This is a genomic window from Nocardioides currus (assembly GCF_003057875.1).
Lineage (GTDB): Bacteria > Actinomycetota > Actinomycetes > Propionibacteriales > Nocardioidaceae > Nocardioides > Nocardioides currus.
Genome location: NZ_PYXZ01000002.1, coordinates 649,209 through 661,612, shown reverse-complemented (window position 1 = coordinate 661,612; position 12,404 = coordinate 649,209). Strand labels below are relative to the sequence as shown.

Annotated in this window: 11 protein-coding genes; 3 read left to right on the top strand and 8 right to left on the bottom strand. The window is 73.1% G+C overall.

Features of this window, described 5'->3' with window-relative positions; translation table 11 throughout:
* The first annotated feature begins 66 nt into the window (after nucleotides 1–66).
* Nucleotides 67–585, top strand: a complete 519-nt coding sequence (locus C7S10_RS08285; protein WP_108343907.1) for a hypothetical protein — start codon at nucleotides 67–69, stop codon at nucleotides 583–585.
* 9 nt (nucleotides 586–594) lie between these two features.
* On the opposite strand, the gene C7S10_RS22155 is transcribed toward C7S10_RS08285, so the two are convergent.
* From C7S10_RS22155 to C7S10_RS08265, 5 genes are all read right to left on the bottom strand, one after another.
* Nucleotides 595–753, bottom strand: coding sequence for a hypothetical protein (locus C7S10_RS22155; RefSeq protein WP_165807083.1), 159 nt, complete (start codon nucleotides 751–753; stop codon nucleotides 595–597).
* Nucleotides 754–884: 131 nt separating this feature from the next.
* Nucleotides 885–1,049 carry a hypothetical protein gene (locus tag C7S10_RS08280; protein ID WP_165807082.1) on the bottom strand — a complete coding sequence of 55 codons (165 nt, stop codon included), beginning with the start codon at nucleotides 1,047–1,049 and terminating at the stop codon, nucleotides 885–887.
* Between the two features lie 80 nt (nucleotides 1,050–1,129).
* Nucleotides 1,130–1,459, bottom strand: coding sequence for a WhiB family transcriptional regulator (locus tag C7S10_RS08275; protein WP_108343905.1), 330 nt, complete (start codon nucleotides 1,457–1,459; stop codon nucleotides 1,130–1,132).
* Between the two features lie 144 nt (nucleotides 1,460–1,603).
* Nucleotides 1,604–1,780 (bottom strand): hypothetical protein, encoded by a 177-nt coding sequence (locus tag C7S10_RS22150; RefSeq protein ID WP_165807081.1) that lies wholly within the window; start codon nucleotides 1,778–1,780, stop codon nucleotides 1,604–1,606.
* A gap of 123 nt (nucleotides 1,781–1,903) precedes the next feature.
* Nucleotides 1,904–3,955: an ATP-dependent DNA helicase UvrD2 gene (locus C7S10_RS08265; RefSeq protein WP_108343903.1), complete on the bottom strand. Its 2,052-nt coding sequence runs from the start codon at nucleotides 3,953–3,955 to the stop codon at nucleotides 1,904–1,906.
* A 73-nt stretch (nucleotides 3,956–4,028) separates the two neighbouring features.
* Between C7S10_RS08265 and C7S10_RS08260 the strand changes: the two genes are divergently transcribed.
* On the top strand, nucleotides 4,029–4,271 hold the full coding sequence (locus tag C7S10_RS08260; protein WP_108343902.1) for a mycoredoxin: 243 nt from the start codon (nucleotides 4,029–4,031) through the stop codon (nucleotides 4,269–4,271).
* A 21-nt stretch (nucleotides 4,272–4,292) separates the two neighbouring features.
* Here the strand turns inward: C7S10_RS08260 and nudC are convergent, their stop codons facing one another.
* Nucleotides 4,293–5,216, bottom strand: coding sequence for an NAD(+) diphosphatase (gene nudC, locus C7S10_RS08255; RefSeq protein ID WP_243395265.1), 924 nt, complete (start codon nucleotides 5,214–5,216; stop codon nucleotides 4,293–4,295).
* Between the two features lie 18 nt (nucleotides 5,217–5,234).
* Here nudC and deoD point away from each other — a divergent pair, with 18 nt between their 5' ends.
* Nucleotides 5,235–5,951, top strand: coding sequence for a purine-nucleoside phosphorylase (gene deoD, locus C7S10_RS08250; RefSeq protein WP_108343900.1), 717 nt, complete (start codon nucleotides 5,235–5,237; stop codon nucleotides 5,949–5,951).
* A 7-nt stretch (nucleotides 5,952–5,958) separates the two neighbouring features.
* On the opposite strand, the gene C7S10_RS08245 is transcribed toward deoD, so the two are convergent.
* Both C7S10_RS08245 and C7S10_RS08240 read right to left on the bottom strand, forming a co-directional pair.
* A complete protein-coding gene (locus tag C7S10_RS08245) occupies nucleotides 5,959–9,162 on the bottom strand; it encodes an ATP-dependent helicase (protein ID WP_243395264.1) in 3,204 nt (1,067 codons plus the stop codon).
* The gene (locus C7S10_RS08240; protein ID WP_108343899.1) at nucleotides 9,159–12,395 is read right to left on the bottom strand and encodes an ATP-dependent helicase; all 3,237 of its coding nucleotides are present in this window, start codon (nucleotides 12,393–12,395) and stop codon (nucleotides 9,159–9,161) included. Before C7S10_RS08240 ends, C7S10_RS08245 begins: the two co-directional genes overlap by 4 nt.
* Nucleotides 12,396–12,404 lie beyond the last annotated feature (9 nt).

Genomic DNA, 12,404 nt, shown 5'->3' with positions numbered 1-12,404 from the left:
CGGGGCGTACGGCGCCCTGTGGATGACCGGATGCGCCGCAGGGGCGTCCTTGCTTGAGTGTCGCCCATGGCCTCCTCGACCTGGACCCGCGCCCGGGTGCACGCGCCGCCCGCCTACCTCGAGCCGGTGACGTCCGTCCTGGCGCTCGCCGGGCTCCGTCCGTCGCCGACCGCCGACGTCGCGCTGCTGGTCGTCGACCACGACGACCCGTCCGTGGCCGACGCCTGGTCGGTCGAGTCGCTCGCCCACCTCGTCGTGCGGGTCTCGACGACGTCCGTCCGGGTCGGGCCCTTCGTCCAGCCCGGCCTGACCGCTTGCCTGCGCTGCCTCGCGGCGGCGGGCGGCACTCCGGTCGCACCGCGCCCCGCGTCGTACGCCGCCGTCGACCGTGGCCTCCTGGTCGCCGGCCTCGGCTGGGCGGTGCGCGACCTGGCGACGTGGCACGCGGGCGGGACCCCGGCGACGTGGTCGGCCACGGCCACGATCGACGCCGACCTGGCGCCGCGGACGACGCACTGGCCGCGGCACGTGCACTGCGGCTGCTCGTGGGGGCTGGGGCTCACCCGCGCGTTGGGCGCCGGCTGAGGCGGCGGGTCACCACCACTCGTTGTCGAGCTTGCCCTCGATCGCTCGCAGGTGGGTGCGCGAGCACTCGTCGCAGTAGCTGCGCTGCCGCCCGTTCTCGACCGACGTCGTCCAGGTCAGGGTCTGGCTCTCCTCGACCTGTCGCCCGCAGAAGTCACACGTCCGCATGTCCGTCAATCTACGCCGACCCCGGCGACGTACCCCCGAAATCGCCAGAGCCGGCACGACCCCTGGAACTGTTTCCAGGTGGTCGTGCCGGCTCCTCTGCATCACCCGCGATCAGGGCGAGGCTGGTCCCCCTAGATCGCGCGGGCGAGGGCGAGACGCGCCTGCTGCGCGGCCTGTTCGGCCTTGCGGCTCATGCGACGGGCCAGGGCCAGCTGGTGGCCACGTCGCAGCTGCTGCGCCTCTCCCAGGCGCGCGGTCATCTGTGCGCGCGCCAGGTCTTCGTGCATCGTGTTCATGTCGTGTCGTCCTTTGAAAGAAGTGGTGTTCATGAGGAAGTGAGCTCCGGGTGTTTCGTGAGAAGGGATGCCGACCTGCGTCAGGCTGCGGCTTCGTCCTTGCGGGGTCGACCGCGGGGACGCTTGCGCGGGATCACCACGCCCTGCAGGAAGAGCTCGCCGCCCCAGACGCCCCACGGCTCACGCCGTTCGAGGGCACCGTTGAGGCACAGGGCCTGGACCGGGCAGTCCCGGCACAGGGTCTTGGCGAACTCGACGTCGGACGGGGACTCGGCAAACCACAGCTCTGCGTCGTTGGTACGGCAGGGCAGCAGCTCGTCATCCACCTGGGCAGCCGCGTCGTGGAGGTCACCCAGGTCACCCTGGACGGCTTCGTCGGCTCGGTTGCGGTCGAGAACACTGATGGTCATGTGTGTCACCTCCTTCTCGTTGACCTGATCGCTGGTGCAGAAGTTCTTCTGGGAGTCAGGTCCGCGGCTCTTGCTCGTGAGAAACAAGAAGGCCGCGGATCCCGGTGTGGGGTCCGCGGCCTGGAGGTGAGCCGAATCAGTGTGTCAACTGATGGGCGGACTCCAGGCGTCGGGTCCCGTGATGCCGGTGTGAACGGCGAGGCCCGTCACTCGGGCTGCATCGACGCGCGGGCGCGCGACGAGGCCGGAGGTGGGGGCGCACATGGGCATGCCAAAGGTCGGCTCGATCGCCGACTTCTGCCAGATGTTGATGTTCTTCATGCGGTCCACCTCCTTCGGTGATGTGGGCGCCGACCGTTGTCAGGGGTCGTGGTGCGCGACGGCTGTTGGAGTAAAAGTAACCGCTGCCCCGTGTAATGGGCAAACGATTTAATGGGTATTTCTTCAGATTTCTTTTCCGGCCAGCACGGCCAGCAGGTCCTCGCCGTACTTTGCCAGCTTGGAGGCCCCGACGCCACTGATCTTCAGCAGGCCGCGCTCGTCCTCGGGGCGGTGCTCGGCGATCAGCTGGAGGGTCGCGTCGGTGAAGACGACGAACGCGGGGACCGAGTCGTCGGCTGCGCGCGCGAGCCGCCACTCGCGCAGGCGCTCGAACAGCTCCTCGTCGTAGGAGGCCGGGCAGTCGCTGCACCGGCCGATCTTCTTCTCGGCCGGCGTGGTGAGCGCGCCGCCGCACTCGCGGCAGTGGCGGGCCTTGCGGTTGCGCGCGGTGGAGGTGGCCGTGACCGCCGACCGCTCGACCTCGGCGACGCGGTCGAGGAACCGCGACGGCTTGCGCGAGCCCCGACCGCCGGGCTGGCGGGCCAGTGCCCACGAGATCGCGAGGTGCTGGCGGGCCCGGGTGACGCCGACGTAGAGCAGACGGCGCTCCTCCTCGATCGCGGCGGCCGTCTCGGCGTAGGTGATCGGGAGGGTGCCGTCCTGCATCCCGCACAGGAACACCGCGTCCCACTCCAGTCCCTTGGCGGTGTGCAGCGTGGCCAGGGTGACGCCGTCGGCCAACGGGGCGTGCTGCTCGGCGGCACGCCGGTCGAGGTCGTCGACCAGGTCGCCGAGCGTGACGCCGGGGTGCTCGCGGACGAACTCGCCAGCCTGGTCGACCAGCGCCTGCAGCGACTCCCAGCGGTTGCGGGTCTCGCCGCGGGTGCCCGGGGGCTCGGGGGTCCACCCCATGCCCGACAGCGTGGCCTGCACGAGGTCGGTGACCCCGCCCTCCGCCTGGCCGGACCGGGCGGTGCCGCGCAGCAGGGTGACGGCCTGTCGGACCTCGGCACGGTCGAAGAACCGCGCCGCGCCGCGGACGACGTAGGGGATCTGGCGCTGCGTCAGGGCGTCCTCGAACGTCTCGGACTGCGCGTTGATGCGGAACAGGATCGCGATCTCGCCGGCCGGGACCCCCGACGCACGCAGGGCGGCGATCCGGTCGGCGGCGGCCGCGGCCTCGGCGACCTCGTCGGGGTGGGCGCGATAGGTCACCTCGGGCCCGGTGGGCTGCTGGGCGACCAGCTCGACACCCTTGCTGGGCGTGCCGGCCAGCATCTGGTTGGCGGCCCCCACGATCTGCGGGCTGGAACGGTAGTTGCGGACGAGCTCGACGGAGGTCGTCGAGGGGAACTTCTTCGCGAAGTCGCGCAGGTAGGACGCGTTGGCGCCGGCGAAGGAGTAGATGGTCTGGGCGGGGTCGCCGACCACGCAGATCTCGTCGCGACCGCCCAGCCACAGGTCGAGCAGGGCGGACTGGAGCGGCGAGACGTCCTGGAACTCGTCGACGACGAGCCACTTGTACTGTCGGCGGACCTGGGCGGCGACGGCCTCCTCGTCGGCCAGCAGGCCGGCGGCGAAGAGCAGCACGTCCTCCATGTCCATGCGGGTCTGGCCGCGCTTGATCTCCTCGTAGCCGGCGTAGATGCGGGCCACCGACTCGGCGTCGAGGTGGGACACGGAGCGGCCGCGCTGGTCGGCGACCTTGGCGTAGTCGTCGGGCGAGACGTTGCTGACCTTGGCCCACTCGACCTCGCTGGCGAGGTCGCGCAGCAGCGCCTGGTCGGACTGGATCCGCAGCCGACGGGCCGCTCCCGCGAGGATCCCGATCTTGGAGTCGATCAGGTCGGGCAGCTCGTGGCCGTGCACGCGCGGCCAGAAGTAGCGCAGCTGGCGCAGCGCCGCCGAGTGGAAGGTGCGGGCCTGCACCCCGGCGGCGCCGAGGGTGCGCAGGCGCCCGCGCATCTCGCCGGCCGCGCGGGTGGTGAAGGTGACGGCCAGGACCTCGGTGGGGGCGTAGACCCCGGTGGCCACGCCGTACGCGATGCGGTGGGTGATGGCCCGGGTCTTGCCGGTGCCGGCACCGGCGAGCACCCGCACCGGCCCGCGGATCGCCTCGGCGACCTGGCGCTGCTCGGGGTCGAGCGCGGCCAGCAACTCGTCGGGCGTAGGCATCGGTGCGGAACAACTCCAGAGGATGGGAGGTTGGGGTGGGAGAACACCGGAAACCCTAGACGTCAGGACCGACATGAGCTTCACGATGTACAGCACCCCGTGGTGTGGCTACTGCCACCGCCTCAAGAGCCAGCTCGACCGTGAGGGCATCAGCTACGAGGTCGTCGACATCGAGCAGCAGCCCGAGGCCGCCGCGATCGTCGAGAAGGCCAACAACGGCAACCAGACCGTCCCGACTCTCGTGTTCTCCGACGGTTCGGCGCAGACCAACCCGTCGCTGGCGCAGGTCAAGGAGAAGCTCGCCGCCCTGGCGTGACACTCTCCCGGGTCGGCCGCGTCACCACCCGCGACGCAGCGGTTGGCCGACCCAGCTCTCCATCAGCGACGACGAGATCGAGACCCCGCCGGGCACGGCGATGTCGACGTCGGTCTCTCCTCGCAGGTCGGCCCGGCTGAACCACCGCGCCTCGGCGACCTCGGTGCCGTCGACCTCGATGTCCTCGCTCAGCGCCCGGCCGGTGAACCCGAGCATCAGGCTGGCGGGCAGCGGCCACGGCTGGTTGCCGAAGTAGGTCACCTCGCCGACCCGCACCCCGGTCTCCTCGAGCACCTCGCGGCGTACGGCGTCCTCCAGCGTCTCCCCCGGCTCGCAGAACCCGGCCAGGGTGGAGAAGCGTCCCTCGGGCCAGGCCGTGTTGCGCCCGAGCAGGATGCGCTCGTCGTCGCTGCCCGGCTCGCCCCGGGTGATGGCCATGATCACGGCCGGGTCGGTGCGGGGGAACTGCGACTTGCCGCACGACGTGCAGGTCAGCTCGTGCCCGGCGTGCGTCGACTCGAGGGTGCCGCCGCAGCGCGGGCAGAAGCGGGTCACCCAGTGCCACTCGGCCAGCCCGATCGCGTGGAAGAGCCACGGCACCTCGGCCTGGAGGGCCACGTCCCCGGCGAGCAGCTGCGGGAACAGCGCACGCAGTCCGGTCCATTCCTCCGGCTCCCCCGCGACGTCGCCGGGCTCGGCGATCACGGCGAAGCGGGTCACGTCGTCGGCGTGACCGAGCAGCAGCCGTCGCCCGTCGGGCGCCTCCGTCGGACTGACCCACTCGATCGCGCCGTCGACCGGCCGCAGCCGGGTGCCGGCCAGCACCAGCACGCGGGTCGAGGCGTCGGCCCACCGCTCGGCGAGCCACTCGTCGTCCGTGCGTCGCATGCCCTCGCGGTCGTGCGCGTGGGCGGACAGGGCGACGTGGGGCAGCTCGCGGGTCACGGGTCCTAGGGTGCCAGCATGAGCACTCATATCGGCGCCCAGGCCGGAGACATCGCCCCCGTCGTGCTGATGCCGGGCGACCCGCTGCGCGCGAAGTGGATCGCGGAGACCTTCCTCGAGGACGCGCGGTGCTACACCGAGGTGCGCGGGATGCTGGGCTTCACCGGCACCTGGCGAGGCCAACGGGTGTCGGTCCAGGGCTCCGGCATGGGCCAGCCGTCGCTCGCGATCTACGTCAACGAGCTGTTCCGGGAGTACGACGTCCGGTCGATCATCCGCGTCGGCTCCTGCGGGGCACTGACCGAGGACGTCGCGATCCGCGACGTCATCCTGGCCAGCGGGGCCTGCACCGACTCCTCGATGAACACCCACCGCTTCGGCGGCTACGACTACGCACCGGTCGCCGACTTCGGGCTGCTCAGTCGCGCGTACGCCGCCGCGCAGGCCATGCCCGATGTCACGACCCACGTCGGGCTGATCATGTCGAGCGACTCGTTCTACTCACCGCGTCCCGAGCTGATGGAGCCGATGGTGAAGCACGGCGTGCTCGCGGTGGAGATGGAGGCGAGCGCGCTCTACACGCTCGCCGCCGAGCACGGCGGCCAGGCGCTGTGCGTGTGCACCGTCAGCGACCACATCGTCACCGGCGAGGAGACGACCTCCGCGGAGCGCGAGCAGACCTTCGGGGCGATGATCGAGATCGCGCTGACCGCCGCTCTCGCCGACTCCGACTGACGGGCGCCTATCCCCCGACCAGCTCCTCCAGCTCGTCGCGCCCGGGCAGGTCGGCGGGCTCGACCGTGCGAGCGGTGCGCACGTAGTGGAACGCGGCTCGCACCGCGTCGACCGGCACACCGTGGATCTCCGCCCAGGCCAGGCGGTAGACCGCGAGCTGGAGCGGGTCGGCGCTCTCCGACCGGCTCGTCTTCCAGTCGACGATCAGGAACGACCCGTCGTCCTCCTGGTAGACCGCGTCGATCCGGCCGCGCACGACCTGGCCGGCGAGCACGATGGCGAACGGCGCCTCGACGGCGTACGGCGCACGGTCGGCGAACGGGCCGGACTCGAAGCTGGCGACGACCTCCTCGAGCTCGCCCGCGTCGTCGATGCCGGCGTCGGCCCGGCCCCACAGGTCGTCGGGCTCGATCAGGGCCTGCTGGCCGAAGCGCGCCTCGACCCACGCGTGGAAGTCGGAGCCGAACCGCGCCTGCGGCGACGGCGGCCGGGGCATCGGGCGCGCCAGCTCGCGGGCCAGCGCGTCGGGGTCGTCGTGCAGGCGGGCGAGCCCCGTGGCGGACAGGCTGGACGGGAGCGGCACCGACACGTCAGTGGCCCGGGACTCGCGCGCCTCGGCCAGGAGCTGCGCGAGGTCGTCGTCCCAGTCGGCGACCCGGGCGGACTCGACCAGGTCGAGGCCCTCGTCGGCCGCCGTCGGGTCGCTGGCGCGGACGAGCTCGGCCGCGGCGAGCCGCCGCCGCGCCTCATCGCCCGGTCCGGGCACCGGCCAGGGGCGTGACGGGTCGAGCTGGTCGTTGGGGTTGGCCGGCTTGCCCGCGGGCTTCTCCAGCCACGCGCCCACCGGGGCGCCCCACTCCTCGAGCTGCTCGCGCACGACCTGCTGGTAGGTCGAGGGGCCGAACGGGGTCGAGCGCTGTCCCCAGACGTAGGAGGTGACGGCGAGGTGGTGGGCCGCCCGGGTGAAGGCGACGTAGCCCAGGCGCAGCTCCTCCTCGGCGTCGTGCTCGCGGGTGGCGGCGCGGTAGGCCTCCAGCGCAGGCTTGTCGTAGCCCAGCAGCTGCGGCTGGTCGTCGCGGTCCCCGCGCAGTGGCGCGGGCAGCACGGCGGGCGACGAGGTCCACAGCGTGCGCGACCGGCCGCTGGGGAAGCGGCTCTCCCCCACTCCGACGCAGAACACCGAGGACCACTCGAGTCCCTTGGAACGGTGGACGGTGAGGAGCTTGACGGAGTCGGCGGCCGTGGGCGTCGCGATGTCGAGGCCGTTGCCCTGGTCGTCCTCGGCCGTGAGGTAGGCCAGCAGGGCCGGGAGGCTGACGTCGCCGTCGACCGACTGGAACTCCGCGACCGCCTTGACGAACAGGTCGAGGTTGTCGCGCCGGGCGGCCGCCGCCGGGGCGGTCGCCGAGGCCAGCTCGATGTCGACCCCGGTGGTGTCGATGACGCGGCGGACGACGTCGAGCAGGGGGTCGCCGACGTGCGCCCGCAGCCGGCGCAGCTCGCCGGCGAGCAGGGCGAAGCGCTCCCGGGCCTCGGGCGAGTAGGCGGCCTCGCCGGGATCGGCCAGCGCGTCGCTCAGGGCGGGCAGCTCGGACACGTCGATCCCGTCGGCGATCCGCAGCAGCTGCTGGGCGATGGTGGCGGCCTCGCTGCGGTCGCGGGCGCCGCCGATCGCGGCCGCTCGCTCGGCCAGCAGCCGCAGGTCGCGCGGACCGATCGCCCAGCGCGGACCGGCCAGCAGGGTCAGCACCGCCGTGTTGGCGGTGACGTCGTGCAGGAGCGAGAGGGTGGCGACCACCTCGGCCACCTCGGGCAGCCGGATCAGGCCCGAGAGACCGACGATCTCGACCGGGATGCCTGCGGCGGTGAGGGTGTCGTAGACCTCCTCGGCCTGCGCGTTGTCGCGGCTCAGCACCCCCACCTCCGCCCAGGGCGTGCCGGCGTCGTGGACCGCGTGGACCGCCCCGGCCAGCCAGTCGAGCTCGTCGAGGGCGCGCTCGAAGACGTGGGTCTCGACCACGCCGTCGGGGGTGCCGTCGGGCGCGCGGAGCCGGGCCACCTTGTCGCCGTACGACGCCAGCAGCGGCTCGGCGAGGCGGTTGGCGACGTCGAGGATGCGCCGGTCGGAGCGCCGGTTGACGGTGAGCGGCAGCCGCCCCGGCTCGCCGTCGGCGGCCGGGAACGTCTCGGCGAAGTTGAGGATGTTGGACACCGACGCACCGCGCCAGCCGTAGATCGCCTGGTTGGGGTCGCCCACCGCCATCACCGGGTGGCCGAGGCCCGTGGCGGCGTCGGGCCCGGAGAACAGACGGGCGAGCATCGTGGCCTGGGCGACGGAGGTGTCCTGGTATTCGTCGAGGAGCACGACCTTGAACCGAGCTCGCTCGGCGACGCCCACGTCGGGCTGCTGGTCGACGAGCCGCGCGGCGAGGGCGATCTGGTCGCCGAAGTCCATCAGCCCGAGGTCGGCCTTGAGGCGGCGGTAGCCGGCGACCAGCTCGAGCAGCTCCGCGCGCCGGTCGAGGGCGTTGACGGCCTTGTCGATCATGTCGAGGTAGGTCTTGCGGGCCTTGCCGGCGCTCTCCTCCGCGCGGGCGAGCTCGAATCCGCGGCGGGCCTCGCCGTCCACCCGCACCACGTCGTCGGCGGCCACGAGGTGCTCGCTCATCGCCCCGTCGAGGGCGAGGAGGTTCTGGATCACCGTGGCCGGGTGGTCGGAGAGCAGCTCGACGTGACCGGTGAAGCGGTCGATGACGCGGGCGCCGAGCTGGTAACGCGAGGCGTCGGAGACGACCCGGGTGTCGGGCTCGTGGCCGATCCGCAGGCCGTGGTCGGTCAGCAGGCTGCCGGCGTAGGCGTGGTAGGTCGCGACCGTGGGCTCGAGGACGTCCTCGTCGTCGGCGACGACGGACTCGTCCAGCAGGCCGGCCCTGCCCAGGGCCGTGACGACCCGGCTGCGCAGCTCGGCGGCCGCCTTGGTGGTGAAGGTCAGGCCGAGGACCTCCTCGGGGCGGACCCGGCCGGTGGCGACGAGGTAGACCACGCGCTGGGCCATCAGGGTGGTCTTGCCGCTGCCGGCGCCCGCCACGACGACGGTGGGGCGCAGCGGCGCGGTGATGGCCTCCCACTGCTCCGGGCTCGGTGCGTGCCCGCCCATCAGGGCCTGGAGGTCGGCCGGGGTGTCGAGGTGGATCGGGGTCGTGGCGCTCACTGGACGGTCACCGAGCCCGCGCCCTTGGCCGGGCAGATCGGGACGAACGTGCAGTCGCGGCAGTGGGCGCCGGGCACGGCCGGGAAGGTCTCCTCGCGCACGAGCGTCGCCGCGCGGGCGAGACCGGCTCGCAGCACCTCCCGCTCCGCGCCGTCGTCGGCGTGCGCCTCCTGCGCCTGCACCTTGGCGACGGTCGTGTCGTCGTTCAGGCCGAGCTGCACGAGCTCGGCGCCGCCGGAGCCGACGGAGCGGCCGACGACCTCGTCGAGGGCACCGGAGTCGACGGCCAGCTGGTAGAGCGCGAGCTGGAGGTTGGCCTTGACGGCCGGCGCGGACGGGGCGGTGCGGTTGGTCTTGAAGTCGACCACGACGACCTCGCCGTCGGCCGTCAGCTCGAGCCGGTCGGCGGTGCCGTTGAGGGTGACCTCCTGGCCGTCCACCTCGACCACGCTCCGGAAGCGCGACTCGGTGCCGACGAGCTCGCGCGGGTTGGCCTCGTGCCACTGGACGAAGCGTGCGAGGGCCTTGCGGATGCGGTCGTGCTCGCGCTTGCGCGACCACGGCGTGCGGAACGCGAGGCGACCCCACACGGCGTCGACCTCGGCCATCAGCACGTCGACGTCGGCGGTCAGCTCGCCGGTGGCGACCCGCTCGGCGAGGGCGTGCACGATCTGGCCGAGGTTGACCGCCTGGTGGGCCGCCGACACGCCACCGGCCTCGCGGGAGAAGAACCACTGCGCGGGGCACGTCAGCAACGACTCGAGCATGCTCGCCGACACAGGGACGGGCCGGTCGGCGTCGCGGACGGGCTGGACGGACCGCGACGCGGCGCGGGTGCCCCACCATGACCCCGGGTCGGCCTGCGGCACGAGGGGCCGCCCGGCCACCTCCTCGCCGGCCAGTGCGGCGAGCCGGCGGGCGGCGGCCTCCCGCAGCGCCGGCGACGTCGCAGGGTCGGCCACGGTGCGGCGGAGCTCGGCGACCAGGCCCCCGAGGGAGAGGGGGCGGGGCGGTCGGCCGTCGCGGTGGATGGGTGTCAGCTCGAGCTCGGCGAGGAACCGGGACGGCTGCTCACCGTCGTCCTCGGTGGACTTCACGGCCGTCACGACGAGCCGCCGCCGGGCGCGGGTGCAGGCGACGTAGAAGAGTCGTCGCTCCTCCATCAGCAGTGCCCGCGAGGTGACCGGCGGGACCAGGTCGGGCGCGCCCGACGGGTCGAGGCCGATGCGGTCGGCCCCGAGCAGGCTCGAGCGGCGTCGCAGGTCGGGCCAGCCCTCCTGCTGCACGTGCGCCACCACGACCAGCTCCCACTCGAGACCCTTGGACCGGTGGGCGGTGAGCAGTCGCACCGCGGAGCCGCGCACGCCGCGCTCGGCGAGGGTGTCGCCGGGGATCTGCTGCGCGACGAGGTTGGCGAAGAAGTCGGCGACGCCGACGTGGTCGCGGTGCTCGACCGCGCGGGCGGTCACCTCGAACAGGGCGACGATCGAGTCGAGGTCCTTGTGGGCGCGTCGCGCCCCGGCGCCGCCCTGGTCGACCTGGCGGCGGAGCCGCTCGGGCCAGCCGGTGCCGTCCCAGAGGTGCCAGAGGACCTCCTCGACGCTGGCGCGCCGCTCGAGCAGCGCGGCAGCGGATCGCAGGAGGGTCGCCAGCGCCCGGCACCGCTCCACCTCGGGGCCCTCGAGGTCGCCCAGGAACCCGTCCTCGACGACCGCCAGCCGCAGCAGCTCACGGCTGGTGCGGGGCGCGGCGCCCTCCTTGTCACGGGCGCGCAGCCGACGCACCAGGGCTCGCAGGTCGCCGGCGTCGAGCCCGCCGAGCGGGGAGAGGAGCAGGGCCTCGATGCGCCCGGGGTCGAGGAAGTCGGGCGAGTCGGGGTCGGTGTTGTCGAGGTTGACCACGGCGCGCAGTCCGTCGAGCAGCGGCAGGACCGCCGGGTCGCGCACCAGCGGCACGTCGTCGGACGCCACCTCGACGGGCACACCCGCCGCGACCAGGGCTCGGCGCAGTGGCGGGATGGACGCACGTCCCGACCGGACCAGCACCGCCATCTCGGACCAGTCGATGCCGTCCTCCAGGTGCGCCCGGCGCAGCAGGTCGGCGAGGTGCTCGGACTCGGCCCGATCGGTGTCGAAGGTGTGCACCTCGACCCGTCCCTCGCCGTGGGGCCCGGGCACGGCCTCGGGTGTGAGGAACGCGTCGCGTGCCTCGGCCCCGATGCTGCCGGTCAGCGGCAGCCGCCCGGCGATGCGGCCCGCGGCCACGAGCAGGCGTGGGCCGAACCGGCGGGTGCGGCGCAGCACCTGCACCGGCGCCCGCTCGCCGGCGGTCGTCGGGAACTGGTCGGGGAAGTCGAGGATGCCGTGCACGTCGGCGCCACGGAAGCCATAGATCGACTGGTGCGGGTCGCCGACGACCGTGAGATTGCGGCCGTCGCCGGCGAGCGCCCGGAGCAGGGAGACCTGACCGGGGTCGGTGTCCTGGTACTCGTCGACGAAGACGTGGCTGAAGCGCGCGCGGAGCTCGTCGCGGTGGGCCTCGGCGATGATGACGGCGCGGCGGATCAGGTCGGGGTGGTCGGTCGCGCCGAGGTTGTCGAGGATCGTGAGGTACTGCTCGAGGAACTGCCCGGCGGCCACGAACTCGGGCAGCCCGTGGGTCCGTCCGAGCGCCTCCAGCCCCGTCGGGTCGAGGCCCTTCTCCCGGGCCCGCGACAGGACGGCGTGCACCTCCTTGGTGAACCCCCGGGTGCCGAGCGCCCGGCCCAGCGCCTCGGGCCAGACCACCGCCTCGGGGTTGTCGCTGAGCAGCTCGCGCAGCACCACGTCGGACTCGGGCGCGGACAGCAGTCGCAGCGGGGCGTCGTACAGCTCGAGCGGGCTGTGGGCCCGGATCAGCTGGTAGGCGAAGGAGTGGAACGTCGAGCAGGTCGCGGACGACGTCGTGCGCCCGACCCGGGCGATCACCCGGTCACGCAGCTGCTCCGCGGCCTTGCGCGAGAAGGTCAGCGCCAGCACCTGGTCGGGGTGGACGCCGCGTCGCTCGACGAGCTCGGCGATCGCCTCGACCATCGTGGTCGTCTTGCCGGTGCCGGGGCCGGCCAGCACGAGCAACGGCCCGCCGGGGTGGTCGACGACGGCCTGCTGGTGCTCGTCGAGGGTGGGCGGGACGGTGACGCCGCCGCTCGCCCGCACCAGGTGGTAGCGGGTGCTCGGTGCGGTCGTGGCGGCCATGGCTGCACT

Excerpts from the sequence above, each read along its gene's own strand:
- C7S10_RS08285 (WP_108343907.1), top strand. The coding sequence starts at position 67 with ATGGCCTCCTCGACCTGGACCCGCGCCCGGGTGCACGCGCCGCCCGCC.
- C7S10_RS22155 (WP_165807083.1), bottom strand. The coding sequence starts at position 753 with ATGCGGACGTGTGACTTCTGCGGGCGACAGGTCGAGGAGAGCCAGACC.
- C7S10_RS08280 (WP_165807082.1), bottom strand. The coding sequence starts at position 1,049 with ATGAACACGATGCACGAAGACCTGGCGCGCGCACAGATGACCGCGCGC.
- C7S10_RS08275 (WP_108343905.1), bottom strand. The coding sequence starts at position 1,459 with ATGACCATCAGTGTTCTCGACCGCAACCGAGCCGACGAAGCCGTCCAG.
- C7S10_RS22150 (WP_165807081.1), bottom strand. The coding sequence starts at position 1,780 with ATGAAGAACATCAACATCTGGCAGAAGTCGGCGATCGAGCCGACCTTT.
- C7S10_RS08265 (WP_108343903.1), bottom strand. The coding sequence starts at position 3,955 with ATGCCTACGCCCGACGAGTTGCTGGCCGCGCTCGACCCCGAGCAGCGC.
- C7S10_RS08260 (WP_108343902.1), top strand. The coding sequence starts at position 4,029 with ATGAGCTTCACGATGTACAGCACCCCGTGGTGTGGCTACTGCCACCGC.
- deoD (WP_108343900.1), top strand. The coding sequence starts at position 5,235 with ATGAGCACTCATATCGGCGCCCAGGCCGGAGACATCGCCCCCGTCGTG.
- C7S10_RS08240 (WP_108343899.1), bottom strand. The coding sequence starts at position 12,395 with ATGGCCGCCACGACCGCACCGAGCACCCGCTACCACCTGGTGCGGGCG.